Origin of the sequence: Hyunsoonleella rubra, from assembly GCF_042684665.1 — a bacterium.
GTDB classification, from domain to species: Bacteria; Bacteroidota; Bacteroidia; order Flavobacteriales; family Flavobacteriaceae; genus Jejuia; species Jejuia rubra.
Genome location: NZ_JBHULY010000005.1, coordinates 570,435 through 596,035, shown reverse-complemented (window position 1 = coordinate 596,035; position 25,601 = coordinate 570,435). Strand labels below are relative to the sequence as shown.

Sequence of the window (25,601 nt, the reverse complement as noted above, 5' to 3'; positions counted from 1 at the left end):
GCATTAGAAACGACGGCGACGGCGCACGGGGAAACCGGGAGTAGCAAAACGTATGTTATTTTTTAAATTTTTCATGCCGTAAAACTAAGACATTATTTTCTAAACGCCTAAAAATGATACGGTTTTTAGAAATAATTGAGGAAATTTCGATTTTAGGAAGATTTTGTTTCAAAAAATTAAATATTTCTTGGAATAGCTAAAAAAACAAGCATAGCAGAACTAAAACAAGTATTCAATGACATCCCCTAAAGCCTTTTTACACTGTATAATTGAACTTCGGAAGTCTTTCCCCTTAATAGCAGTTTATCGACTTCTTCAAATGAAAAAACATCTGCATCACCCAATCTCTCTCTAAGTTCTTTAGATATCAAAACTTTAGATTTCAATGCATTGCACTTGTCCTGTATGCGCGATGCAGTGTTTAAAATATCACCTGTATGAACGATATCCTTTTTAATGATGCCTATTTCACCCGTTGTTACTTTGCCTACGTGATACCCGGCCTTAAACTCTGGCACCAAACCAAATTTCTTTTGATAATAGGATTTCTTCCTATTAACAGCATCTTCAATCTTAAAAAAACAATGTAAACAATTGTTATTCTGAGTACCTGATTTTTCGCGCCAGCTTACCACAATTTCATCACCAACGTATTGATATACTTGCCCTGAAGTTTCTAAAATGGCGTTGGACATGTTTGCATAATATGTCTTGAGCAACTCAAAATACTTCGCATCTCCTAAACGCTCTGCAATGGTGGTAGATGATTTCATGTCCAAAAACATAAAAATCCGAATTTCTTGTTTTGGCCTGTGGTACCTGCCAACGTATTTAGGTAGTAGATCGGTCCCAAAATATTCTTCCATTTCAGAATAAAACAGGGCAACATCCAACCCCAAACCTGCATAAATAACAATACTCCAAAAGGAGAATGTTTGAACAAATTGTTTAATGGAGCCCGAAACAAGCGGATCAAAAATCGATACCTCATTGACCCTTGCATTGTACCATACTGCAAATACCAATAAAAAAGTAATGGTGAGTGCCAAATAAAAAATACTCTTAAAAAGTATTTTAGCCCACAACGATCTGTTCCTAAATTGCCTCTTTAACCACAGCACCTCGATACAACCTTGGATAAACCCCATAAAAAATGAGCCTATACAAACTGCAACCAAGGAGGTCTTGAAACTGTATTTATTCCCGGTAGCGGGATAGAATTCCAATCTACCAATTATTCCATATTCCAAGAGCGAATAGCAAAAGCCAAAAAGCATCCAAATAACCGCAAACGAGAGGATAAGCCGAATATTTCGAATATGATTGGCATGAAGTAACATGTCGTAAAATTAAGCAAACCCGAATATAAAATCGAAGGAAATCGAAGGATTACGTCTTCATAATTGAGACTTCAACAATTGGGCAAACCTCTTGATCACAACTTTAACAACTAATCCAACTCCCTAACCCAAATATTACGGTAACTCACTCGGCTATTATCACCATGGTCCTGCAGCATTAAAGGCATTTTACCGTGTGCCTTATACTTTGGAAAACCTACATGTTCCAAAGCGCCCTGAATTTCGAAATGATCTTGAATTAATATGCCATTATGCAATACGGTAATGGTAGCCTCTTTTATCACGTGACCCAAATCATTAAACCTTGGTGCATGAAAAATTATATCATAAGTATTCCAATCTCCATTGATAACAGAGGCTTTTACCAATGGTACCGACTGCTTATAAATTGAACCAACTTGTCCGTTAACATAAGTATCATTGTTGTTATTGTCTAAGATCTGAACTTCATATTGACATTGTAAAAACACACCACTGTTTCCCCTGTGTTGCCCTTGCCCTTGAATAGTCTTTGGCGATTTCCATTCTATATGCAATTGTATACTCCCAAATTTTTGCTTGGTTTGAATATCTCCCGACTTATCTTTAACCGTCATAGAGCCATCTCCATTTAAAACCCATCTTACCGCACTGCTGTCTTTTACATGTTCCCAAGCCTCAAAATCGCTACCATCAAAAAGTACAATGGCATCACTCGGCGCTCCACTCTGCCCCGATGGGTTTACTGTTGGCGGCGCAGGTTTATATACCTCCGTCTCTTCTGGAGTTGTAGGTTCTTGTTTGTTCAATGCTTTTTCTTTTGCTAGTTTTTCACTTTTATCTTCAAGCAGATAGTTACATGAACTCAATGAAACCAATAACAACAAAGCTAAGAGTCGTTTCGAAACCATATCTAAATTCCCAAAATACCTTTCAAATAATCATCATCAATATCCCCACCTGCAAAATCATCAAAACTTCGCGTCGCAGCCTCAATAATATGCTTTTGAATAAATGGCGCACCTTCCTTAGCGCCTTGTTCGGCAGATTTTATACAACATTCCCATTCCATTACAGCCCATAAATCCAATCCGTATTTGGTCAGCTTAGAAAAGATAGCGCCAAAATCTACTTGTCCATCGCCCAAACTTCTAAAGCGTCCCGCTCGATCTTTCCAATCGGCGTACCCCCCATAAACCCCTTGTCTGCCTGTCGGATTAAATTCTGCATCCTTCACATGAAACGCTCGTATTCGCTCGTGATAGATGTCGATAAAATCCAAATAATCCAATTGCTGCAATACAAAATGGCTAGGATCGTACAGCAAATTAGCCCGTGCATGATTCCCTGTAGCCTCTAAAAATCGCTCATAAGAAATCCCATCATGCAAATCCTCACCTGGGTGAATTTCGTAACACACATCAACCCCTTCTTCATCAAAATGGTTCAAAATAGGCAACCAACGGTTAGCCAATTCCTTAAACCCCATTTCCACCAACCCATTCGGTCGTTGTGGCCAGGGATACACCGTATGCCACATCAATGCGCCTGAAAACGATGCATGCGATTTTAAGCCCAATCGTCTACTGGCCGTACCACATTTTTTTACAAAATCGATGGCCCAATCGGTCCTCGCCTTTGGATTACCTCTTACGGCTTCCGGCGCAAAACCGTCAAACATGTTATCATAAGCTGGGTTTACCGCCACCAATTGCCCCTGCAAGTGGGTGGACAGTTCCGTGATTTCCAAGCCATACGAATTAACTTTTCCTTTTAACTCTTCGCAATAGGTTTGGCTTTCGGAAGCTTTCTCAATATCGATCAAACTTGCTTCCCAAGTAGGGATTTGAATGCCTTTGTACCCTAAATCGGATGCCCATTTGCACATCCCATCCAATGAATTAAACGGTGCCTCACTGCCCGCAAACTGCGCCAAAAATACAGCTGGTCCTTTTATGGTTTTCATTCCCCTCCTAACCTCCCCGAAGGGAAGGATTTTATTAATTAATATTTATTTTTTGGGCGTTACCCTACGGGTCGGGCTTTACGTTACAAGTCCTCGCTTCGCCCTAAGGGGCAACGCTTTGGGCTTTCCTCTGCTCCCGATAGCTATCGGGACCCTAACGCAGGCCTATCCGCCAACTTTAATTGTTGTAGTTATTTAATCTCTGTCCAAGCCGCGTTGTTGCTATCACTTTCAACGGCGGCATAAATAAACTTCATACCGCGAACACCATCTTTCATAGTTGGGTAATCTACATTTTCAACAGATTCACCATTATTTACCGCATTCAAATGCGTTGCGAAATTCTTATAAATGGTAGCAAATGCTTCCAAATAACCTTCTGGATGTCCCGCTGGAATACGACACACCTCCAAAACTTCAGGATGCAAACCATTACCATTTGGCGTAAATATTTTTTTGGGCTCCTCCAACCAACGTGTAATCAATTCATTCGGGTTTTCCTGATACCATTCCAAACTACCCTTGGTGCCATATACCTTTATGCCCAGATTATTTTCTTCACCTAAAGCTATTTGCGAAATCGAAATCGTACCCTTGGCACCATTTTCCATCCTAATCAACATATTACCATCATCATCAAGAGTTCGACCTTCTCCAAATCGGCCCAAATCGGCCGCAATCTCTTTGATTTTTAACCCGGTGATGTATTCAATTAAATTCTCAGCATGCGTTCCAATATCGCCCAACGCCCCACCAATACCTGAACGCTTTGGGTCCACCCGCCAAGCCGCTTGTTTTTGATCTGTCTTTTCCAAGGAAGTCGATAACCAACCCTGCAAATACTGCGCTTGAATTTTTCTTATGGTTCCCAACTCGCCTTTGGCTACCATCGCCCTGGCCTGTTTTACCATAGAGTTGCCTGTATAGTTATGGGTTAGCGCAAACAACTTTCCGCTTTTAGCTACAATTTTTTCAAGTGCCTCTGCCTCTTCCAAAGTCAATGTAACTGGTTTATCCGAGACTACGTGAAAACCATGTTCCAAAGCCATTTTTGCCGGTGGAAAATGCATATGGTTTGGCGTTACGATAGCCACAAAATCCATACGCACCCCATCTGGCAATTCGACTTCCTTTTGAATCATTTCCTCAAACGTACCATAGCATCTGCTCTCATCTAAACCAAGGGCCTTCCCAGAAGAAATAGACTTTTCAGCCGTACTACTAAATGCACCACAAACTAACTCTATCATGCCGTCAATGGATGCCGCTTTTCTATGGACATCACCAATAAACGAACCGGCACCTCCGCCAACCATTCCCATTCTTAGTTTTCTACTCATTGTTTATACTCTTCTTGCTTCTAATTTTTTTCGTTGTGTATAAAGGATTCCAAACAGTACTACCAGTACCATTGGAAAAATCGCAATATTGCTTAATGTTTCTTGGCCAGCCATGAGTTCTGCCATTTCAACAGTTGCGCCCGAATCAAGAGCATTTGCTTTGGCGCTATCCAACCAAGATCCAATCACCGGTTGCCAAATACTTGTGGCAAACATACCGATACCTCCAATTAAGGACATCCCTAAGGCTCCTGTATTGGGCAAGTACTCACTCACAAATCCAATCATAGTCGGCCAGAAATAGCACACCCCGATAGCAAATAAAATAGCCGCCACGTATACCATCCCACCTGTAGCGGTACTCATCATATAAATAGCAATAGCTGAAATAATTGCCGAGGCAAACAATACGCCTGGCGGGTTTAACTTATGAATAATTGGCCCAGCAAAATAGCGTCCTAGCGCCATCAAACCGGTTACCATTGCCAATATCAGCATGGGGCTTGCTCCGGAATTCCCCAATATTTTTTCTACCCATTGTTGCGTCCCTAATTCAGTAGTAGCTGTCAATGTCATACAGATTGCCATGAAAATGAACAAAGGTGTCAACAAACTTTTGGCATTTACCTTAGTATCGGAAACAATATTTTCGCTTTTTGGGAACGTCTGTCCAAAGAATAAAAACCCATACAACAAAGTTGGTATCAGCATAATGCCGATTTGCATTTGCCATCCCATATTAAAATCTGTCATAAATTTAGAAGCCAATGCGCCAATCACAATACCTCCGGGAAACCAAACGTGAAATTTGTTCAGCATAGTTGTGCGATTGTCAGTATACATATCAGCTATCATTGGGTTGCACGCGGCCTCCACCGAGCCGTTGGCAAAACCAATAAAAAAGGTAGAAATCAATAATGTCCAAAAACCACCCGCAAAAATGGTTAATAGTAAACCTAATAGGTGAGACACGAAAGCAATGGCCATCAATTTTCTAGCACCAAGTGAATTGTAGACAAGACCTCCAAAAATGGTTGCAATAGGAAAGCCTAAAAATGCCATGCCGTTTACATAACCCAATTCCTTATCAGACAACGCAAAATCCGCACCTAGCTGGCCAAGGATTCCCGCTCTTATTGCAAATGTCATTGCCGTTACAATCAAGGAAATACATGAGGCCAAAAACAGTCTATTCTTATTGATATTTTCCATATATCCAGTTTAGTCAATATTTTTTAAGTTAGTTCTTTGCCCACTTTAATCAGCAAGTCACGTGTGGCCTTTATGCCTTCTTCTTCTGAAATTGTCCTCCCTTCAAACTCCACACCTACAAAGCCTTTATAACCAGAATCCTTTACCATTTGCATGACACGTTCATAATCAATTGTGGTTTCATTCCCGTCGGCATCAAAAGCGTAGGATTTTGCACTTACCGCTTTTGCAAAGGGTAATAATTCCTTCATGCCCTTATACCTGTCGTAGGCTTCCAAACAATTTCTGTCCTTATCTTTTTCAATACAGAAATTGCCAAAATCGGGTAACGTGCCACAGTTTTCATTTTCTATTTGCGAAAACACCTTATGCATCCATTCACCATTTGAAGAAAATCCGCCATGGTTTTCCACTAAAACATTGATGTTGGACCCTTTGGCGAATTCAGATAGTTTTGTTAGGGAATCCACTCCACTTTTAATAGCATCTTCATAGTTAATTCCTCCGGCAAGATTCACGCGAATGGCGTGGCATCCCAAAAAATGTCCGGCCTCCACCCATTTAAAATGGTTTTCAATGGCCTTCAATCGCTTCGATGCATCGGCATCAGCCAAGCTACCTTCCCCATCTATCATAATCAACACATTTTGCTGTCCTTCAGCATTTGCCCGAGCATTCATTTCCTTAAGGTAGGCCATATCCTTGGCTTTATCCTTAAAAAAACTATTCACGTATTCAACACCTTCAAACCCCATAGCACTTGCTTTTGATGCAAAGTCAAGATTTTTCATCTCACCTTTTTGCAGGGCCCTATGTAAAGACCACTGCGCTAAAGAGATTTTAAAGAATGGTTCAGTTGCAACCCCAGTATCACTTACCTCATCGGCAACCACTTTTTTTTCTTTTGAATCTTTACAAGCGTACCAGCCAAGTGCAGATAGCACAATTCCAGATTTTGAGGTTTTTATTATAAAATCCCTTCTTTTCATAAAACGTAAATATAAACTGGATTAGACCTCCAAATGAACTATTTAAATAGAACCTTTTGAACTATTAGTTGGCACAAAATAGCCATTTTTCCAATTATATTGATATTTTTATAAACTTATCATAATAAATCTGTTAAGTTATTACCATATTAATACATTAAACACAACCCTCAAAACATGACCGATACATTAAAAATGGCCAGTACAAAATTTGACGCGATAGTTATAGGCTCTGGAATGACCGGAGGCTGGGCCGCTAAGGAACTATGTGAAGGTGGCCTTAAGACTTTGGTACTGGAACGAGGACGAATGGTGGAACATATTAAGGACTATCCTACAATGAATTTAGACCCATGGGATATGGAACTTCGAGGCGACCCAACTGCCGAACAAAAAGCGAGACAATATAAACAGGCCAGAACAAGCTATGTTGTAAAACAGGATTCCCGACATTGGTTTGTTGATGATATTGACAATCCTTACAATGAAAAAAAACGATTCGATTGGATTCGCGGCTACCATGTTGGCGGGCGTTCCATAACCTGGGGAAAACAAACCTACAGATTGAGCGATTTGGATTTTGAAGCCAATAAAAAAGACGGTTATGGCGTAGATTGGCCCATTCGCTATAAAGACATAGAACCATGGTACAGTTATGTTGAGCGTTATATAGGTATTAGTGGCGAAGCTTTGGGCTTGCCTCAATTGCCCGATAGTGTTTTTGAGCCGCCGATGGAGCTGAATTGCGTGGAACAGCACCTTAAAGCACAAATGGCGAAAAACCAAGGTCGGGTTTTAACCATTGGGAGGGTAGCACATATTACGGGAGATGAACCCCACGAAGGGCGTGGCAAATGTCAATACCGGCAAAGGTGCAGACGAGGATGTCCTTACGGCGCCTATTTCAGTAGTGTTTCTTCTACTATTCCGGCCGCAGAAAGAACTGGTAATTTAACGTTAAGGCCACATTCCATAACCTATCAGATCATTTATGATGAATCCACAAAAAAAGCAAAGGGGGTAAAGGTAATTGACGAAAAAACAAAGGAAAAACTGGAGTTTGAAGCAGATATCATTTTTTGCTGTGCCTCGGCCATTGCTTCAGCTTCTATTTTAATGCAATCCAAGTCCGATAGGTTTCCAAATGGATTGGGAAATGACTCCGGAGAACTAGGGCATAACATAATGGACCATCACCTAGGGTCGGGCGCCTCGGGCACAATTGATGGGTTTGAAGACAAATATTACAAAGGTAGAAGGCCCAACGGCATATACATTCCCCGTTTTAGAAACCTTGGCGACAAGGAAAGCAGACAAAAATCATTTCTAAGAGGTTACGGCTACCAAGGTGGCGCTGGCAGACGTGGTATTTCCGAGCATGTTGCCGAACTGGGCTATGGTGCCGAATTTAAGGAAGAACTGTTAAAACCAGGGCCATGGCGCATGCACCTTGGCGGTTTTGGCGAATGCCTTCCTTATCATGACAATAAAATGACCTTGGATTATGATAAATTGGACCAATGGGGATTACCCACCATAACCTTTGATGCCGAATGGAAAGAGAACGAGCTTAATATGAGAAAAGATATTATCGAACAAGCCGTGGACATGCTTGAAAAAGCAGGATTTAAGGACATTCAAACCTTTGATAGACCGTCCGGGCCTGGCATTGGCATCCACGAAATGGGTACTGCAAGAATGGGAAGAGACCCCAAAACTTCGGTGCTCAACAAATACAATCAAATCCACAGCGTGCCAAATGTATATGTTACCGATGGGGCATGCATGACTTCTGCAGGTTGCCAAAACCCCTCCTTAACCTATATGGCATTAACGGCTAGGGCCGCAAACCATGCCGTTAAAGAATTTAAAGCCAAAAACTCATGAAACGAAGAGACGCATTAAAAAATATAGGTGCCGCCATCGGCTACTCTGCCGTTATCCCAACTGCTTTTAATTTATTGCAAAGTTGCACATCCGAAAAAGAAAAATGGACACCGCTTTTCTTTTCAGTTGATGAGGCCATCGTTATCAAAAATTTGGTTGACCTCATCCTTCCAAAAACGGATAAAACTCCGGGGGCACTGGATGTTAATGTCCCCCAATTTATCGATTTGTATGCCTACAACGTTTATGTTGAAGAAAAACTGGAGGAATATCGACTAAGCATCGATAGTATTCTTAAAGCATTACCTATCCCTGAAACTGGGGCAATAGATCTTAAATACGAAGACTACGATAACCTGTTAAAAAAATACCTTAAGGCCAGCAAGGAGGAAAAACAGCAATATATCTCAGATAAAAATATAACTTATGAAGCTCTGATAAATTTAAGAAACCAATCTGTTTGGGCTTACAAAACCAGCAAAACTATCGGAAAAGATGTATTAGCCTATGACCCTATTCCGGCCGTTCAAAAAGGATGTATTTCTGTTGAAGAAGCCACCGGGGGAAAGGCTTGGTCTTTATAAATGCTTTAAAATGAAAGATTTTTTAATCCAACTTACAGTTATTTCGATAGTGCTATCATTCACTTTATCATGTAAGCAAAAACCAGAGAATTCTATCTCAAAACCAGAATGGACCACCCTTTTTAATGGCAAGGATTTAGACGGATGGACACCAAAAATAATGGGTTTTGAATACGGCAATAATTACAAAAACACATTTATTGTTGAAGATGGCCTATTAAAAGTTTCGTATAAAGCTTATGATTCCTTTAATAATGCCTTTGGACATCTGTTCTATAAAATTCCTTACAGCAACTACAGATTTAAGATGGATTATCGCTTTACTGGTGAGCAAGTTGCAGGCGGAAAGGCTTGGGCAGTTAGGAATAGTGGGATTATGATTCATTGCGAAGACCCAAAAGGCATGGGTCTAAATCAAAACTTTCCAGTATCCATTGAAGTCCAACTGTTGGGAGGCAATGGCATCGATGAACGTTCCACAGGAAATTTATGTACGCCGGGGACACACGTTTATTATAAAGATTCTTTGGTAACAGAACACATCATTAAGTCCTCATCCAAAACCTATCATGGCGACCAATGGGTAAATGTTGAAATTGAAGTGCGAAACGATTCTATCATCAAACATTTTATAAATGGAGAAGAAGTATTATCGTATCACAAACCCCATATTGGGGGTGGAGCCGTAAACACTGGCGATAAATGGAAAGCCAAAGAAAATCAACCCTTAAAAGGCGGTTATATCTCCCTGCAAAGCGAAAGCCATCCCATAGAATTTAAGAACATCAAATTGCTCGAGCTTTAAATTTAAGTGCACTTTATGAACCGTTTAGCCATAGTTATCTTATTAAGCCTCTTTTTGGTGTATTTTAATGGTGCAAATGGCCAGGACAATTCGCAACCATTGGTATATGTGTTTTCTAAAACAACAGGATTTAGGCATGCTTCTATTGAGCCTGGCATTGAAAGCATTAGAAAATTGGGCAGTGCAAACAACTTTAGGGTAAAAGCCACCGAAGACGCTGATGAATTGATTTCCAACTTAAAGAAAATTGACGCCGTGGTTTTTTTGAGTCCCTCAGGGGATATTTTAAATGATAAACAGCAAAAAAAGTTTGAAAAATTTATCAAAAAAGGAGGAGGCTTTGTAGGCATACATGCCGCCACTGTGGCCGAGACAAACTGGCAATGGTACAATTCTTTGGTGGGCGCCCAATTTAATGGCCACCCTAAGGAAAAACAAAATGCTACCTTAAATGTTTTAGATAAAACGCATCAATCCGTAGCCTTTTTAGGTGGTGAAAACTGGGTAAAGTTCGACGAATGGTATAACTTTAAAAACATGAACCCCAACGTGAAAGTGATCCTAACTGTTGATGAAGATAGCTATAAGGGCGGGAAACATGGCAACTTTCACCCTATTGCTTGGCACCACGAAACACTTGGAGGCCGTGCCTTTTATACTGCCTTGGGCCATACGAATGAAAGCTATTCGGAGCCTTTATTCCTTAAACATATTTTAGGTGGCATTTTATACGCCATTGGGGAATAACAACAATTGGTTTGCTATTACTCAACAATAAACTTCCCTTTCATTAAGGCATAATGACCGGGGAAACTACAGATAAAATCGTAAGTACCAGGAGCAGGCGCATCAAATTCGATGGATGTGGTTTGGCCACCACCAATTAATTTAGTCATTGCAATGATATCACCTTCTGCATCTGCTGGGATATAGCCATTATCCCTTGCCGTGGCTGCCTTATTTCCAAATGCGGTAATATCAACTCCTTGTTTTAAAATAACAATATTGTGTCCCATAACATTGATATCCATTTTTCCAGTATGCCTTAATGTTAGTTTTACTTTTTGACCCGCTTTTACTTTAAGCTCCTTTTTATCAAATTGCATGGCATCATTTCCTGCAACAACTAAATTAGCAACACTGTCATCTACTTTTTTCTCCTCTTTTTTCGTGCCAAGTTTCATTTTCTGCGCTGGCAATTCTTTCTTTTTTTCACCACCACAGCTAAAAACTAATGACGCTAATATCACCCCAGTAAATAAAATTTTAATCGTTTTCATAACCTTGTTTTTTTTTTGCAAAGATAAATATTACTGCTCAAATTAGTTTTATGATTTACCCAGTTGAGAAAGATTAACGCTATATTAGAATCTTTCTAAATAGGCGAATCGCCGTTACAAACATTACTTTTTTTGATGATTATAAACAGAAAATTTACAAAATATAATCTGTACTAATAAAATTGGAGGTTTTCTTATCCAATAGCTCATTTAATATTGCGTTATTGTAGTCGTTGTCCTTTGAGGCTACAAAAGTTCTGATTGAAAAGGAACGTAGGGCATCGTGCACACTTAAGGTGGCCACTGCCGAATCCTTTCGTCCCGTAAACGGATAAACATCTGGCCCACGCTGACAAGAGCTGTTTAGATTCACACGGCATACAAGATTTACCAAAGTATCAATTAATGGTGAAAGGGTATTCACATTCTTCCCGAACAGGCTGACTTGCTGTCCGTAATCTGATTCTGCCATATCATTTATAGGTTCTTCAATATCGGAAAATGGAACTACTGGAATTACAGGTCCAAACTGTTCTTCTTTAAATAGGCGCATATCCTTGTTTACCGGAAACAGTACTGCCGGAAAAATAAAATTATCTGTGGTTTGCCCTCCTTTTGTATTTAATATTTTGGCACCTTTTTCGGCAGCATCGTCAATCAACTCTTGGATATACCCTGGCTTATCCACTTCAGGCAGTGGTGTTAATTTTGCACCGTCCTCCCATGGGTTTCCAAATGTTAATTGATCTACTTTATAAGCAAAACGTCTGTTGAATTCTTCCACAATCGACTCGTGCACATACAACACTTTCAATGCCGTACAGCGTTGCCCGTTAAAGGACAAGGTACCCGTGATACATTCCTCAACGGCCAAATCCAAATCCGCATCAGGCAAAACAATTGCGGGGTTTTTGGCCTCCAAGCCCAACACCATTCGTAGCCTATTGCCCTTTGGGTGCTGACTTTGTAGAGCGTTAGCAGATTTACTGTTACCGATCAATGCCAAAACATCCACCTTGCCCGATTCCATAATCGGTGTTGCCAATACACGCCCACGGCCATAAACAATATTTACAACCCCTTTTGGGAAACTGTTTTGAAAGGCCTCCAACAATGGCGAAATTAAAAGTACTCCTAATTTTGCAGGTTTAAAAATTGTTGTATTCCCCATCATCAATGCTGGAATCAGTAAACAAAAGGTTTCGTTTAACGGATAATTATACGGTCCTAAACACAGTACCACTCCCAAAGGGCCTCTACGAATATGGGCATGTACTCCCGAATGTTTTTGAAAACGCGCTGAATCCCTGTCTATATCCTTGTAAGCTTCGATGGTATCGTAAATATATTCTATAGTTCTGTCGAATTCCTTTTGGGAGTCTGGTAGGTTTTTGCCAATTTCCCACATCAAGAGTTTCACCACCTCATCCCGTTTGGTCTTCATTTGCTCCACAAATTTTTCCATACAGGCAATTCTATCTTCCACCTTCATTGTTGGCCACAATCCTTGCCCATTGCCATACGCCTTTACGGCCGAATCCAAAGCTTCCATGGCCTCATCCCCGCCCAACTGTGGAATAGTTCCCAACAACGTTGGTTTGTATTTTTCCGTTGAAGATATGGTGGAGTAGATCTCGGCAGTATCACCCTTCCATTGTTTTAATTCACCGTCCACCAAATAAGTCGTTTGGTGCAATAACGATTGGATTTGAAATTCTTCTGGAATACGTGTTGATATTTTACTCATTGTTTTAGTTTTTAGCGGTGCTAAGATACCCATTATTTGGGATAACTTCTTTTAATTGAAGTCGTCAAAACAGAATAAAACTTAGGATTTAACAACAATTTTACATGGAAAATCGACTATATCGATTGCGTGGATTTTGTCTATTTAATTGAAGTTCTTCGAACGGGTTTTAAACGCGCCCTTTAACCTACTTACGACGCGCTACTGTTCTTAACGGAACCGTTTCCCTCCTAAAAAGGAGGGATTAAGGGAGGTGTCAAATGCCCCATTCCGTTAAATTCAATTTAACACACCCCTGACTCCCCTCTTCCTAGAGGGGACACTCAAACGGAAATAAATCTCAATGTTAATTTCAAGAATTCGTTAAACCAAAAACCGGAACAAGTCTGGGGAATTATTTAAGTAGTCTCCATAAAAGTTTCGCTCTTTCATTTTGGTAATCAGTGGCTCCAAATCTGCAGAAGATTTCAGTTCAATACCAACCACCGCTGCACCATTCTCACGATTGGTTTTTTTGGTATATTCAAAATGGGTAATATCATCATTCGGACCTAAGATATCCACCACGAATTCCTTTAATGCTCCGGCCCTTTGGGGAAATTTTACAATAAAGTAGTGCTTCAGGTTTTTATAGAGTAATGCTCTTTCTTTAATTTCAGGGGTTCGGGTGATATCATTATTACTACCACTGACGATACACACTACATTTTTACCTTTGATCTTGTCGGCATAAAAATCCAAAGCAGCCAAACTTAAAGCCCCGGCAGGCTCAACCACAATGGCATCCCGGTTGTACATCTCCAAAATGGTTTGGCATATCTTTCCTTCTGGCATAGTGATAACACCGTCAAGATTCTGTTGGCAAATCGGAAACGTCAAATCTCCAACTCGTTTAACAGCAGCACCGTCTACAAACTTGTCTATCTTTTCCAGTGTTGTGTTTTTATTGTTCTTAAGCGATGTGACCATTGAAGGTGCTCCTTCCGGTTCTACCCCAACAATCTTTGTTTGTGGAGATAATTTCTTAAATACCGTTGAAACCCCAGCCGCCAGTCCACCGCCGCCAATAGGCATAAATAAGTAATCTATTTGATCCTTGGATTGCTCCAAAATCTCCAGTCCAATTGTAGCCTGTCCTTCAATGACTTTATGATCGTCAAACGGGTGTATAAATGTTTTATTGAGTCGCTCACATTCTTCTTTAGCAGCGTAAAAGGCATCATCAAATGTATCTCCAACCAGCTTTATTTTAATAAAATCCTCACCAAACATTTCAACCTGTTCTACCTTTTGTTTAGGGGTAGGTGTTGGCATAAAAATAGTGCCTTCAATTTGAAGCAACTTGCACGACAGAGCTACACCTTGGGCATGATTCCCTGCACTGGCGCATACCACTCCTTTTTTTGCATCTTCAGCAGACAAAGAGCTTATTTTATTATATGCTCCACGGATCTTATAAGAGCGAACCTGTTGCAAATCCTCTCGTTTCAAAAACACGTTTGCACCGTACTGTTTCGAGAATCTTAAGCTTTTACCCAAAGGCGTCACCTCCGAAATATTTTGAATGGTAACAGCCGCTGTTTTGATATCGCTAATATTAGGAAAATAGGTGGTACTGTGCATGATATAAATCGAAACTTGTCAACCTTAAAAACTGATGGACAATTTTATCTGCAAGTTACGCAAATTAATATTTTGAGATACACTAAAAACACATCTTTAGAATTTATGCATAAAAAAATCCCCGCGTGAATTCACGTAGGGATTTCGCAACATTTTTCAATGTGCAGTATAGTTTAGTTTAGCTTAAACGATTGGTTTCATGGCGGTCATGGACTCTCTTAAGAATGTACCGATTTTTTCAACCGGGTGATTTCTTAAAGCCGCATTGATTTCAATTAACTTAGCATTGTCCACACCGTCACCGTTGTCCTTGGCGTAAGGCTTTCCAATAACATCTACATCAATACCCTTCATGAAGTCTTTCAATAAAGGCTTACACGCGTGGTCGAACAAATAACAACCGTACTCCGCAGTATCAGAAATCACACGGTTCATTTCGTATAATTTCTTCCTAGCGATAGTGTTTGCAATTAATGGTGTTTCATGTAAAGATTCGTAATAAGCAGATTCATCAATGATTCCCGATTCAGTCATAGCTTCAAAAGCCAATTCCACACCAGCTCTTACCAAAGCCACCATTAAAACGCCATTGTCATAGTATTCTTGCTCACTAATTTCCATATCACCCGCTGGCGTTTTTTCAAAAGCGGTTTCAGCAGTTTCAGCTCTCCAACCTAATAATTTTGCATCGCCATTAGCCCAATCGGCCATCATACCACTAGAGAAGTTGCCCTCCATAATATCGTCCATGTGCTTCTGGAATAATGGCCTCATGATGTCCTTCAATTCTTCAGATAACTCAAAAGCCTTAATTTTTGCAGGATTGGACAATCGGTCCATCATATTAGTGATACCACCATACTTTAGACCTTCAGTAACGGTTTCCCAACCATATTGAATCAGCTTCGACGCATATCCTGGGTCGATGCCTTTTTCAACCATTTTATCAAAACAAAGAATAGAACCTGTCTGTAATAATCCGCAAAGGATGGTTTGCTCACCCATTAAATCCGATTTTACCTCAGCCACAAAGGACGATTCCAAAACGCCTGCTCTGTCACCTCCTGTTGCCGCTGCATAAGCTTTGGCCTGCGCCCATCCCTTTCCTTCAGGGTCGTTGTCTGGATGCACAGCAATCAAAGTTGGAACTCCAAAACCTCTTTTGTATTCTTCACGTACTTCTGAACCCGGACACTTTGGAGCACACATGATTACAGTGATATCTTCGCGTACTTTCATTCCTTCTTCAACAATATTGAAACCGTGGGAATAAGATAAGGTAGCTCCTTTTTTCATCAAAGGCATAACGGCATTCACCACATTGGTGTGTTGCTTGTCTGGAGTAAGATTTAACACTAAATCAGCCGTTGGAATCAACTCTTCGTAAGTCCCCACTTTAAATCCGTTTTCGGTAGCGTTTACGTAAGATGCACGCTTTTCTTTTATGGCGACCTCGCGCAATGTGTATGAAATATCCAATCCGGAATCCCTCATATTCAATCCTTGGTTCAACCCTTGGGCTCCGCAACCTACAATCACAATTTTTTTGCCTTTTAATGCATTTACACCGTCAGCAAATTCCGAGGCATCCATAAATCTACATTTAGACAATTGGTTTAATTTCCCAGCTAATGTAAGTGTGTTAAAATAATTTTCCATTGTTATTTATTAATTTAATAGTCTGTTCGCATCTTAAATTTTTACGATGCTTTTATTTAATTTTGATTTGTTATTGATTTCTAAATTCTTCTAGTATTTCAGAAACTTTCATTTCATCCTTGGTAACCGCAATACGGCCCGAACGCACAAATTGCATGATACCAAAGGCATCCAATTTCTCTCTTAACTTTTCAATTTCATGACGTCTTCCAGTACTTTCCAAAACAAAAAATTCACGATTAACAGTAACGATTCTTGATTCACTGTCTTTTATAATATTTTGAATTTGTGGTTCTTCAAAAAGCAATTCACTCCTTATCTTGAACATGCAGTTTTCGGTAAAAATGGTTTCTTCATTCGTATGATAATACGCCCGAATAGTTTCTACTTGCTTTTCAATCTGACGCACCACTTTGATGGCTTGGTCTTCAGTAATTTTTACCACAATTACAAAACGATTGACATCTTTAATTTCAGATTGCGATGTGGTTAAACTTTCGATATTGATATGCCTACGTTGAAAAATAGCCGAAATACGATTAAGCAGTCCGATATTATTTTCAGTGTAAACCGATATTGTGAATGTTTTAATGTCTTGACTCATTATAATCTTTTTAAATACTGACTTAACTTAGCCTAATGTCTGAAACAGAGGCTCCCGAAGGAATCATTGGGAATACATTGTCTTCTTTCTCCACACAAACTTCCAAGAAGTATGATGCATCAGACTCAATCATTTCCTTAACAGCATCGGCTAGCTCTTCTCGCTTTGTAACACGCTTGGCATCAATATGATAACCTTTGGCAATAGTCACAAAATCGGGGTTGGTCATTTCAGTAGAGGCATAGCGTTTGTCAAAAAACAACTGTTGCCACTGACGTACCATTCCTAAAAATTCGTTGTTTAACACCACTATTTTAACAGGCACCTTCTGTTGGAAAATTGTCCCAAGTTCTTGAATGTTCATTTGGTAACCACCATCGCCAATAATGGCAACAACCTCTCGACTTGGTTCTGCCATTTTTGCACCAATCGCCGCCGGCAAAGCAAAGCCCATTGTACCCAAACCACCTGATGTGATATTACTTTTAGACTTATTGAACTCCGCATAACGGCACGCAATCATTTGATGTTGCCCTACGTCCGACACAATGGCTGCATCACCATTAGTATAATTATTGATTTCCTTTAAAACCTCACCCATGGTAAGGCCTTCCTTTTCGGGCAATAAATCATTTTTGATGACGGCTTCGTATTCAATAGCATATAAATCTTTAAATTCTTGAAGCCATTTATCATGGGAATTCTCTTTTAGTTCATTAAGCAACAAGGCTAAACTTTCTTTTGAATCTCCCAAAACTGCTAAATCAACTTTTACATTCTTGTTGATTTCAGCTGGATCAATGTCAAAATGAATAATTTTGGCTTGTTTTGCGTAAGTATTTAAATCACCTGTAACACGGTCGTCAAAGCGCATCCCGATAGCAATCAACACATCACACTCATTGGTTAATTTATTTGGACCATAGTTACCGTGCATTCCCACCATACCAACATTTAGCTGATGGGAGGTTGGAATAGCAGAAGCCCCAAGAATAGTCCATGCAGCAGGAACGCCTGATTTTTCAACTACCGCTTTTAGCTCTTCTTCAGCTTTACCCAAAATAACGCCTTGCCCCCAAACAATCATAGGTTTCTTTGCGTTATTGATGATTTCGCCTGCCTCCTTTACAGCATTTATATCCGTTTTCGGAGTAGGGTTGTAGCTTCTAACCGCCGTACACTTTTCATATTTAAAATCGAATTCCTCAAATTGGGCATCTTTGGTAATATCGATCAATACAGGACCTGGCCTTCCACTTTTGGCAATGTAAAAGGCTTTTGCAATTACTTCTGGGATTTCTGAAGCTTTTGTAACCTGAGCATTCCATTTTGTTACAGGAGTTGAAATACCAACGATATCAGTTTCCTGAAACGCATCAGTCCCCAATAAATGTGAAGGCACCTGACCGGTGATGCATACGATTGGCGTAGAATCAATTTGCGCATCCGCAATTCCTGTCACCAAGTTGGTCGCACCAGGGCCGGAAGTCGCCATAGCAACACCTACTTTACCAGATATCCTGGCATAGCCTTGGGCGGCATGCGCCGCACCCTGTTCATGACGGGTCAACACATGATGGATTTGCCCTTGATATTTGAACAATTCATCATAAACTGGCATTATTGCACCTCCGGGGTAGCCGTAAAGGATATCAACGCCTTCGGCGATCAAACATTTAATAATAGCCTCACAGCCAGTTATACGTTCGGTCTTAGCCGTTTTGTTTTCTTCTTTTTTTATGGTTTCTGTCTTCATAATCCCCACTTAAATTTATGAGATTTCTGCTTTCACTTCGACTCCGCTCAGTGACCGCGCAGAAATTTAAAATGCATCCGTTACACAACCTTTGGAAGCTGAAGCAACCGATTTTGCAAACTTATAAAGTATTCCTTTTTTATGTTTTAATGGTGGTTCTACCCACGCCGCTTTTCTTTTAGCCAATTCCTCATCTGATAATAGGACGTTAATTGAATTGTCTTCCGCACTAATCCTGATACGGTCACCTGTTTCAATCAAAGCAATAGTTCCTCCTGACTGTGCTTCGGGGGTGATGTGCCCCACCACAAATCCATGGGTACCCCCTGAAAATCTACCGTCGGTAATTAATGCTACCGATTTACCCAAACCTGCACCCATAATCATGGAAGTAGGCTTCAACATCTCTGGCATTCCCGGTCCGCCCTTAGGACCGACATAACGGATAACGACCACATCCCCTTTCTCCACATCGCCATTGCTTATCCCTGTATTTGCCTCTTGCTCACTATTATAAACGACGGCTTTGCCTTCAAAAACCAAGCCTTCATTTCCAGAGATTTTTGCCACAGCACCTTCAGTTGCCAAATTCCCGTATAAAATCTGTAAATTTCCAGAAGGTTTTAAAGCCTTGTCCGCTGGATAAATGACATCTTGATCGTCTTCAAATTCCAATGGTTCTACATCAGCTAAATTCTCAGCTAAAGTTTTCCCGGTAACGGTTAAACAATCTCCATGCAGATAGCCCTTTTCCAATAGATATTTCATTACTGCAGGAATACCTCCAATCCCATGAACGTCCTCCATTAAATACTTACCGCTTGGTTTTAAATCCCCTATTAAAGGGGTTCTATCACTTACGCGCTGAAAATCCTCCAGCGTAAAATCGATATCCGCAGCAAAGGCGATGGCCAAAAAGTGCAACACCGCATTAGTAGAGCCCCCAAGGGCATTCACCACCGTAACCGCATTTTCCAAGGATTTTTTAGTGATGATATCCAAAGGCTTTAAATCCAATTCCAAGAGGTTTTTGATAGCCCTTGTATATCTTTCCGCTTCCGATAGCTTATTGGGGTTTTCAGCAGGAATCGAAGAGTTATATGGCAAGGCAAATCCCATGGCCTCAATGGCGGACGCCATAGTGTTTGCAGTGTACATCCCACCACAGGCTCCAGCACCTGGGATAGACCGTTTTATAATTTCCCTGTATTCCTCTTCATCTATTTCACCAGCAACTTTCTGGCCCAAAGCTTCAAAAGCAGAAACCACGTTCAATTTTTTACCCTTGTAGTTTCCAGATTTAATGGTACCCCCGTACATCATAATAGAAGGTCGGTTTAACCGCAACATCGCTATTACGGCACCGGGCATATTTTTGTCGCAACCCACTACAGGAATTAGCGCATCATAGCTTTGCGCTTGCATTACAGTTTCAATGGAATCCGCAATTAAATCACGTGATGCCAAGGAATAATTCATTCCCGAGGTTCCCATCGAAATACCATCACTTACGCCAATAGTATTAAACCCCAAACCAACTAAACCAGCAATATTGCATTCCGTTTTCACCTCTGCCGCAAGACCGTTCAAATGCATGTTACAAGGGTTGCCATCATAACCCGTACTGGCAATGCCCACTTGCGCTTTTTTCATATCTTCATCGGTCAAGCCTGCCGCATACAACATGGCCTGCGAAGCCGGCTGAGATTCATCCTGGGTAAGTCTTTTGCTATATTTGTTTAGTTCCTTCATTTTTATTGAAAATAGTTTTAGGTTATAGTTGATTTAGCTGCGAATATTTCTATTTCATTAAGAATTTTAACAATAATCCTTTAATTCAAGAAACGAAAATACTTCTTTATGCCGTTCCTTGAATCCCTTCTCATTTTAACAGGTTAAATTCACTGCATTAAAAATTTTAACAAACAATTGATTTACAGTTAATTAAACTCAATTTTTTATGATGTTCAAATGAAAAAAAAGTCGTAAAAAAAACCTTCCTAATAAATTAGGAAGGCTTGTATATTTTTTCTCGTATTAAATAGCACTTCCTATCAATGTGAAATAATCACAATGACAATAACAGAAATGATATTTAAAACTTGTTTTTTCATTTGAGAATAACAAATATTTGGAAATAAAATGAATTGACCTAATTTCAATATGAAAAAAACTAAAATCCCCATTCTTTTTCCTTATTTTTTTTACTTTTGCACCTCACAAATCACAGAGGAAAGATTTGACTGATTGCAACCTCTTACATCTTATCATAAAAGATGTAGTAAAAATGCTAAAGGCAGTGTAAACTCCTGAGACGTTTTCCGTCAAATCTTGCTTCTTTAATTATTGTAATATGCCATATTTATTTACTTCGGAAAGTGTGTCGGAAGGCCACCCGGACAAAGTAGCCGATCAAATTAGCGACGCCTTAATCGATAACTTTTTGGCCTTTGATGAAGACTCTAAAGTTGCTTGCGAAACCCTAGTAACCACTGGTCAAGTGGTACTTGCCGGTGAAGTAAAATCCAAAACCTATTTGGATGTTCAAAAAATAGCCAGAAACACCATCAACAAAATTGGATACACCAAAGGCGAGTATATGTTCGACGGCAATTCATGTGGAGTATTTTCCGCCATTCATCCACAATCTCCAGACATCAATCAAGGTGTAGACCGTGCTACAAAAGAAGAGCAAGGTGCTGGCGACCAAGGAATGATGTTCGGTTATGCCACAAATGAGACGGAAAATTACATGCCTTTGGCATTGGATCTGTCACATCGTATTTTGATAGAATTGGCGGCACTCCGACGCGAAAATAAAGATATTACCTATTTACGACCTGATTCCAAAAGCCAGGTCACCATTGAATATAGCGATGACAATGTACCGCAACGTATCGATGCCATTGTGGTATCCACCCAACACGATGATTTTGGGGATGATGACGTCATGCTAGCAAAAATCAGAAAAGACATCGTTGAAATTTTAATCCCACGTGTTGTGGCCAAATTGCCAGAGCATCTTCAAAAACTATTTAACGACGATATTAAATACCACATCAACCCAACAGGCAAGTTCGTAATCGGTGGCCCTCATGGAGATACAGGCTTAACAGGTAGAAAGATTATTGTGGACACTTATGGTGGCAAAGGCGCTCACGGCGGTGGTGCATTCTCGGGAAAAGACCCAAGTAAGGTGGACAGAAGTGCGGCTTACGCTACACGACATATCGCAAAAAACTTGGTGGCGGCCGGGGTTGCTGATGAAGTACTAGTTCAGGTAAGCTACGCTATTGGCGTGGTGGAACCCATGGGAATCTTTATCGACACCTATGGCACTTCAAAAATAGATGTATCGGACGGGGAAATCGCCGAAAAAGTATCCGAAATTTTCGATATGCGTCCATACGCTATTGAAACCCGCTTAAAACTGCGTTCCCCAATGTACAGTGAAACGGCTGCTTACGGACATATGGGACGTACCAACAGAACGGTAACCAAAACGTTTAGTCAAGCTAATGGAGCAAATGTAACATTAGACGTGGAGCTATTTACATGGGAAAAGCTAGATTATGTGGACAAAGTTAAAGCCGCATTTAATCTATAATCCACAGTTAAAATACTTTGAAAAAAATCCTTTGAGCCCAGTCGTTCAAAGGATTTTTTATTTTTATCGGCCTAGAGGGTAGGAATTTATCGATGCAAACTGTTATATTAGCAGATGACTGCTAAAGCTGTCATTACCCAAATTGTTTAACCTACAAATAATCATGATTATGAAACTTAAACTATTGTTTACCCTTTGTCTTTTTGGGGCACTATTGTCCTGCGATAAAGACAACGTTTCTGGTGACGACCAACAAAACGACACCCCGTCAAACTTCAGTGAATATTTTGGCAATGAAATTACACGATCCTTTTTAGGAAATGTTGTAGACAGCAACGGCAACCCCCTAGAAAATGTAACCATTACCATCGGTACGGATCAAGTACAAACCGATGAAAACGGCGTATTTAGTTTCGAAGATGCTCAAGTAAACCAACGCTTTGCATATGTAAAGGCTGAAAAAGCAGGCTACATCCATGGTTCGCGAGCCTTAGTTCCGACCAATGGCGTCAATAAAGTGAGCATTATGCTTTTAGCAGAAACCGTTGCGGGTTCAACGTCTAGTGGCACAGAAAAAACCATCTCCATCCCTAATGGCGCTTCTGTTAGCTTAAAAGGAGATTATATCAAGGAAGATGGCACGCCGTATACTGGTGATTTAGATGTTATAATTCATCACCTTGACCCAACTGATGAAAACGTAGTAATGCAGATGCCCGGGATGCTTTATGCCGCAAACGCCTCAAATGAAGAACGTATGTTGCAAACCTTAGGCATGCTAGCAGTGGAACTGCGAGGAGCTGGCGGCGAAGATTTGAATTTAGGCGAAAATAGTTCAGCAGAAATTAAAATTCCTGTAGATGCTAGTTTGCTATCTATGGCTCCAAGCACTATTCCCCTTTGGTATTTTGACGAAGATAAAGGCTACTGGATTGAAGAAGGTGAAGCCACTTTGGTGGGTAGTAATTATATTGGTTCCGTTAAGCATTTTTCCTTCTGGAATTGCGATATTCCTGCAGAAGCTATCAACCTTTGTGTTACAGTTATGAATGGTGATGAAACGGCCTTTGCCAATACCAGAGTTACCATTACCAGTACTACTTTTGGAACCCGTAGCGGTTACACCAACGAACTTGGAGAAGTTTGCGGATTGGTACCTAGCGGTGAAACCTTGGAGATTAATGTTTATGATTTTGCTGTTTGTGGTTCAAACGTGATTTATACTTCAATGATTGGCCCTTACAATGCCGATGACAACATCACTGTAGTAGTCCAGGAAGACTCCAATATTATCAACGAAACTGTATTTGGAACGTTTGCCGATTGTAACGAAAACCCGATCACAAACGGTTATGTGGTTTTAACATACGGAGACCAAACCTTCTATGATTCGGTAACCGACGGTGCTTTTGAAATCAATTTATTACGTTGTGCAACGTCCGATAGTTTTTCAATTGAAGCTGTGGACACGAATAATTTACAAACCACTGGCGCCATTAATTATACCTTCGATACCGACGCCACAAATTTAGGCAACCTATTGGCCTGCGATGCCGTATCGGAGTTTATACAATATACCGTTGATGATACTGACGAGCTACTGGTCACCACCAACATCCAAGCCAGCTTTATGGCTACAGGAGGCAATAGTGACAATAGCTTAAACATTTCTGGACAAACGGAAAGTGGTACTAGCAAAGGTTGTTTCTATTTATTTGGAACGCTTAACGATGCGCCACACACAGGCACATATGACACCCTGGATTTTCAAGACATGAACGACACTGGTATCTTTATTGGTGAATGTATCTCTATCTCGGAAAACAACAATAACATTATGTACAACGTAACCGCCTTAGGCAATGTTGGTGAATATATCGATATCAACTTTAGCGGTAGCTACGAAGACCGCCAAGGCAATCCGCATACCATTACGGGTGTGATTCATGTGTTGAGAGATTAATTTTTGAATTAATATAGTTTTGAAAAAGGCCACTTTTTAGTGGTCTTTTTTAGTTATTTTCAACTTGACTTTGTAGAATTTTTCCGCTAACTTCGCTTGTCGGACGATATATTTCATTCAAACGGAACTATATCTTAACCGATACAAACAATTAATCCCAAAAAATCAAAATGAATAAAGTCTTACTTATCCTATTTTCCTTAAGCATTAATTGCCTTCAATTTTCCTATGCCCAAAAAACAACAAATTATGAGCATTGTAACTGTACCGAAGTAATAAACTATTCAAATAATGATAATACTATTCGCGACGTAGAATACAAATTAAGTTGTACAAATGGTCTGGTTGAAAGAGGAAATTATAATAACGGAAATAAAGATGGAATCTGGACTGTTAAAAACGAAAACGGAAAATTAATTAGTAGTATAGAATTTATTGATGGAAAACTAAATGGCAAATATGAATTATTTGATTTTGATGGGAATCCTAAATTAAAAGCTGAATTTGAAAATAACCTGCCTAAGGGAGAGTGGCTATATTTCAGCAAAAAAGGAAAAATTATTAAAAAAGGAACCTATCAAAATGGAAAACCAACAGGAATTTGGAATACTTATGATAGTAAAGGAAAAAAAATAATTGCTTCTTACGATTTTGATAATGGCGAATCATTAGTTTCTAGCCAAACTAAGATAAAAAAAAGTTACTTGCCTCGAGAGGATGAAAGCGGAGAATATATAATCATGTACTACCCTACAAGAAAACATTTATCTGGAAACATACCTTTTGATGGTAACATAGTTTCAAATAAAGAATTTATAGATTTACTAAATGTTCCATTTGTTTTAATGAATACTATCACAGACTACGATTTTAAAATTACGGCAAAAGTGATAAATGGAATTCTAATAATTGAAGACATAAAATATGCTGAAAATATTAATTATAATTCTAGCAATTTATCATTCCCATATATAGCTCAAACTAATTCTCCAAATAAGTTAAAAACAATTAAACATTCTGAATTAACTATTAATAAAATTAAGGAACGTATTTTGGAAACATTGATGGTTTTAGGACCTTGGACTTCAACAACAAATGATAGTTTTGAAATTCACGTTCCTTTTGTATTGAATAATGTTAAATAAAACTGTTTGGAACGAAGTATAAATCTTATTGCTAGCTTTTAGATTACTTACTTTTAGTTTTAAAACAACGCAACATGTTTTATACAGGGCTATA

Annotated in this window: 20 protein-coding genes; 7 read left to right on the top strand and 13 right to left on the bottom strand. The window is 39.7% G+C overall.

All coding sequences use genetic code 11. The features are described 5' to 3' along the window. Window positions 1-245: 245 nt before the first annotated feature. From ACFSR8_RS03400 to ACFSR8_RS03375, 6 genes are all read right to left on the bottom strand, one after another. Complete coding sequence (locus ACFSR8_RS03400) at window positions 246-1,340, bottom strand: adenylate/guanylate cyclase domain-containing protein (RefSeq protein ID WP_380289031.1); 1,095 nt, start codon at window positions 1,338-1,340, stop codon at window positions 246-248. Window positions 1,341-1,450: 110 nt separating this feature from the next. Beyond that, window positions 1,451-2,251, bottom strand: coding sequence for a 3-keto-disaccharide hydrolase (locus ACFSR8_RS03395; protein ID WP_380289029.1), 801 nt, complete (start codon window positions 2,249-2,251; stop codon window positions 1,451-1,453). Between the two features lie 2 nt (window positions 2,252-2,253). Further along, on the bottom strand, window positions 2,254-3,306 hold the full coding sequence (locus ACFSR8_RS03390) for a sugar phosphate isomerase/epimerase family protein (RefSeq protein ID WP_380289027.1): 1,053 nt from the start codon (window positions 3,304-3,306) through the stop codon (window positions 2,254-2,256). A gap of 191 nt (window positions 3,307-3,497) precedes the next feature. After that, complete coding sequence (locus tag ACFSR8_RS03385) at window positions 3,498-4,646, bottom strand: Gfo/Idh/MocA family protein (RefSeq protein ID WP_380289025.1); 1,149 nt, start codon at window positions 4,644-4,646, stop codon at window positions 3,498-3,500. Between the two features lie 3 nt (window positions 4,647-4,649). Next, a complete protein-coding gene (locus ACFSR8_RS03380) occupies window positions 4,650-5,858 on the bottom strand; it encodes an MFS transporter (protein ID WP_380289023.1) in 1,209 nt (402 codons plus the stop codon). A gap of 23 nt (window positions 5,859-5,881) precedes the next feature. After that, window positions 5,882-6,847 carry a sugar phosphate isomerase/epimerase family protein gene (locus tag ACFSR8_RS03375; RefSeq protein WP_380289021.1) on the bottom strand — a complete coding sequence of 322 codons (966 nt, stop codon included), beginning with the start codon at window positions 6,845-6,847 and terminating at the stop codon, window positions 5,882-5,884. A gap of 177 nt (window positions 6,848-7,024) precedes the next feature. Here ACFSR8_RS03375 and ACFSR8_RS03370 point away from each other — a divergent pair, with 177 nt between their 5' ends. Genes ACFSR8_RS03370 through ACFSR8_RS03355 form a run of 4 tightly spaced genes read left to right on the top strand, consistent with a single transcriptional unit; the run spans window position 7,025 to window position 10,870 of the window. Further along, the gene (locus tag ACFSR8_RS03370) at window positions 7,025-8,734 is read left to right on the top strand and encodes a GMC oxidoreductase (RefSeq protein WP_380289019.1); all 1,710 of its coding nucleotides are present in this window, start codon (window positions 7,025-7,027) and stop codon (window positions 8,732-8,734) included. After that, window positions 8,731-9,318 carry a gluconate 2-dehydrogenase subunit 3 family protein gene (locus ACFSR8_RS03365; protein WP_380289017.1) on the top strand — a complete coding sequence of 196 codons (588 nt, stop codon included), beginning with the start codon at window positions 8,731-8,733 and terminating at the stop codon, window positions 9,316-9,318. Before ACFSR8_RS03370 ends, ACFSR8_RS03365 begins: the two co-directional genes overlap by 4 nt. 10 nt (window positions 9,319-9,328) lie before the next feature. Next, window positions 9,329-10,123 carry a 3-keto-disaccharide hydrolase gene (locus ACFSR8_RS03360; RefSeq protein WP_380289015.1) on the top strand — a complete coding sequence of 265 codons (795 nt, stop codon included), beginning with the start codon at window positions 9,329-9,331 and terminating at the stop codon, window positions 10,121-10,123. Window positions 10,124-10,138: 15 nt separating this feature from the next. Continuing rightward, window positions 10,139-10,870, top strand: a complete 732-nt coding sequence (locus ACFSR8_RS03355; RefSeq protein ID WP_380289013.1) for a ThuA domain-containing protein — start codon at window positions 10,139-10,141, stop codon at window positions 10,868-10,870. Between the two features lie 17 nt (window positions 10,871-10,887). Here ACFSR8_RS03355 and azu read toward each other — a convergent pair whose 3' ends face one another. From azu to ilvD, 7 genes are all read right to left on the bottom strand, one after another. Continuing rightward, on the bottom strand, window positions 10,888-11,403 hold the full coding sequence (gene azu, locus ACFSR8_RS03350) for an azurin (RefSeq protein WP_380289011.1): 516 nt from the start codon (window positions 11,401-11,403) through the stop codon (window positions 10,888-10,890). A gap of 154 nt (window positions 11,404-11,557) precedes the next feature. Then, window positions 11,558-13,150: an NADP-dependent glyceraldehyde-3-phosphate dehydrogenase gene (locus ACFSR8_RS03345; protein ID WP_380289009.1), complete on the bottom strand. Its 1,593-nt coding sequence runs from the start codon at window positions 13,148-13,150 to the stop codon at window positions 11,558-11,560. Window positions 13,151-13,513: 363 nt separating this feature from the next. After that, window positions 13,514-14,773, bottom strand: a complete 1,260-nt coding sequence (ilvA, locus tag ACFSR8_RS03340) for a threonine ammonia-lyase IlvA (protein WP_380289007.1) — start codon at window positions 14,771-14,773, stop codon at window positions 13,514-13,516. 183 nt (window positions 14,774-14,956) lie between these two features. Then, window positions 14,957-16,432, bottom strand: a complete 1,476-nt coding sequence (gene ilvC / locus ACFSR8_RS03335; RefSeq protein WP_380289005.1) for a ketol-acid reductoisomerase — start codon at window positions 16,430-16,432, stop codon at window positions 14,957-14,959. A gap of 70 nt (window positions 16,433-16,502) precedes the next feature. After that, window positions 16,503-17,036, bottom strand: a complete 534-nt coding sequence (ilvN, locus tag ACFSR8_RS03330; protein ID WP_186560408.1) for an acetolactate synthase small subunit — start codon at window positions 17,034-17,036, stop codon at window positions 16,503-16,505. Between the two features lie 22 nt (window positions 17,037-17,058). Beyond that, window positions 17,059-18,792, bottom strand: coding sequence for a biosynthetic-type acetolactate synthase large subunit (gene ilvB, locus ACFSR8_RS03325; protein WP_380289002.1), 1,734 nt, complete (start codon window positions 18,790-18,792; stop codon window positions 17,059-17,061). A gap of 66 nt (window positions 18,793-18,858) precedes the next feature. Next, window positions 18,859-20,544 carry a dihydroxy-acid dehydratase gene (gene ilvD, locus ACFSR8_RS03320; RefSeq protein WP_380289000.1) on the bottom strand — a complete coding sequence of 562 codons (1,686 nt, stop codon included), beginning with the start codon at window positions 20,542-20,544 and terminating at the stop codon, window positions 18,859-18,861. Between the two features lie 601 nt (window positions 20,545-21,145). Between ilvD and metK the strand changes: the two genes are divergently transcribed. The 3 genes from metK to ACFSR8_RS03305 all read left to right on the top strand — a co-directional run bounded on the left by metK (window position 21,146) and on the right by ACFSR8_RS03305 (window position 25,507). Beyond that, window positions 21,146-22,399 carry a methionine adenosyltransferase gene (gene metK, locus ACFSR8_RS03315; RefSeq protein WP_380288998.1) on the top strand — a complete coding sequence of 418 codons (1,254 nt, stop codon included), beginning with the start codon at window positions 21,146-21,148 and terminating at the stop codon, window positions 22,397-22,399. Between the two features lie 169 nt (window positions 22,400-22,568). Further along, window positions 22,569-24,362 carry a carboxypeptidase-like regulatory domain-containing protein gene (locus tag ACFSR8_RS03310; RefSeq protein WP_380288996.1) on the top strand — a complete coding sequence of 598 codons (1,794 nt, stop codon included), beginning with the start codon at window positions 22,569-22,571 and terminating at the stop codon, window positions 24,360-24,362. 170 nt (window positions 24,363-24,532) lie between these two features. Next, on the top strand, window positions 24,533-25,507 hold the full coding sequence (locus ACFSR8_RS03305; protein WP_380288994.1) for a toxin-antitoxin system YwqK family antitoxin: 975 nt from the start codon (window positions 24,533-24,535) through the stop codon (window positions 25,505-25,507). Window positions 25,508-25,601 lie beyond the last annotated feature (94 nt).

Coding starts and splice junctions, on each gene's coding strand:
- ACFSR8_RS03400 (WP_380289031.1), bottom strand. CDS start 1,340: ATGTTACTTCATGCCAATCATATTCGAAATATTCGGCTTATCCTCTCG.
- ACFSR8_RS03395 (WP_380289029.1), bottom strand. CDS start 2,251: ATGGTTTCGAAACGACTCTTAGCTTTGTTGTTATTGGTTTCATTGAGT.
- ACFSR8_RS03390 (WP_380289027.1), bottom strand. CDS start 3,306: ATGAAAACCATAAAAGGACCAGCTGTATTTTTGGCGCAGTTTGCGGGC.
- ACFSR8_RS03385 (WP_380289025.1), bottom strand. CDS start 4,646: ATGAGTAGAAAACTAAGAATGGGAATGGTTGGCGGAGGTGCCGGTTCG.
- ACFSR8_RS03380 (WP_380289023.1), bottom strand. CDS start 5,858: ATGGAAAATATCAATAAGAATAGACTGTTTTTGGCCTCATGTATTTCC.
- ACFSR8_RS03375 (WP_380289021.1), bottom strand. CDS start 6,847: ATGAAAAGAAGGGATTTTATAATAAAAACCTCAAAATCTGGAATTGTG.
- ACFSR8_RS03370 (WP_380289019.1), top strand. CDS start 7,025: ATGACCGATACATTAAAAATGGCCAGTACAAAATTTGACGCGATAGTT.
- ACFSR8_RS03365 (WP_380289017.1), top strand. CDS start 8,731: ATGAAACGAAGAGACGCATTAAAAAATATAGGTGCCGCCATCGGCTAC.
- ACFSR8_RS03360 (WP_380289015.1), top strand. CDS start 9,329: ATGAAAGATTTTTTAATCCAACTTACAGTTATTTCGATAGTGCTATCA.
- ACFSR8_RS03355 (WP_380289013.1), top strand. CDS start 10,139: ATGAACCGTTTAGCCATAGTTATCTTATTAAGCCTCTTTTTGGTGTAT.
- azu (WP_380289011.1), bottom strand. CDS start 11,403: ATGAAAACGATTAAAATTTTATTTACTGGGGTGATATTAGCGTCATTA.
- ACFSR8_RS03345 (WP_380289009.1), bottom strand. CDS start 13,150: ATGAGTAAAATATCAACACGTATTCCAGAAGAATTTCAAATCCAATCG.
- ilvA (WP_380289007.1), bottom strand. CDS start 14,773: ATGCACAGTACCACCTATTTTCCTAATATTAGCGATATCAAAACAGCG.
- ilvC (WP_380289005.1), bottom strand. CDS start 16,432: ATGGAAAATTATTTTAACACACTTACATTAGCTGGGAAATTAAACCAA.
- ilvN (WP_186560408.1), bottom strand. CDS start 17,036: ATGAGTCAAGACATTAAAACATTCACAATATCGGTTTACACTGAAAAT.
- ilvB (WP_380289002.1), bottom strand. CDS start 18,792: ATGAAGACAGAAACCATAAAAAAAGAAGAAAACAAAACGGCTAAGACC.
- ilvD (WP_380289000.1), bottom strand. CDS start 20,544: ATGAAGGAACTAAACAAATATAGCAAAAGACTTACCCAGGATGAATCT.
- metK (WP_380288998.1), top strand. CDS start 21,146: ATGCCATATTTATTTACTTCGGAAAGTGTGTCGGAAGGCCACCCGGAC.
- ACFSR8_RS03310 (WP_380288996.1), top strand. CDS start 22,569: ATGAAACTTAAACTATTGTTTACCCTTTGTCTTTTTGGGGCACTATTG.
- ACFSR8_RS03305 (WP_380288994.1), top strand. CDS start 24,533: ATGAATAAAGTCTTACTTATCCTATTTTCCTTAAGCATTAATTGCCTT.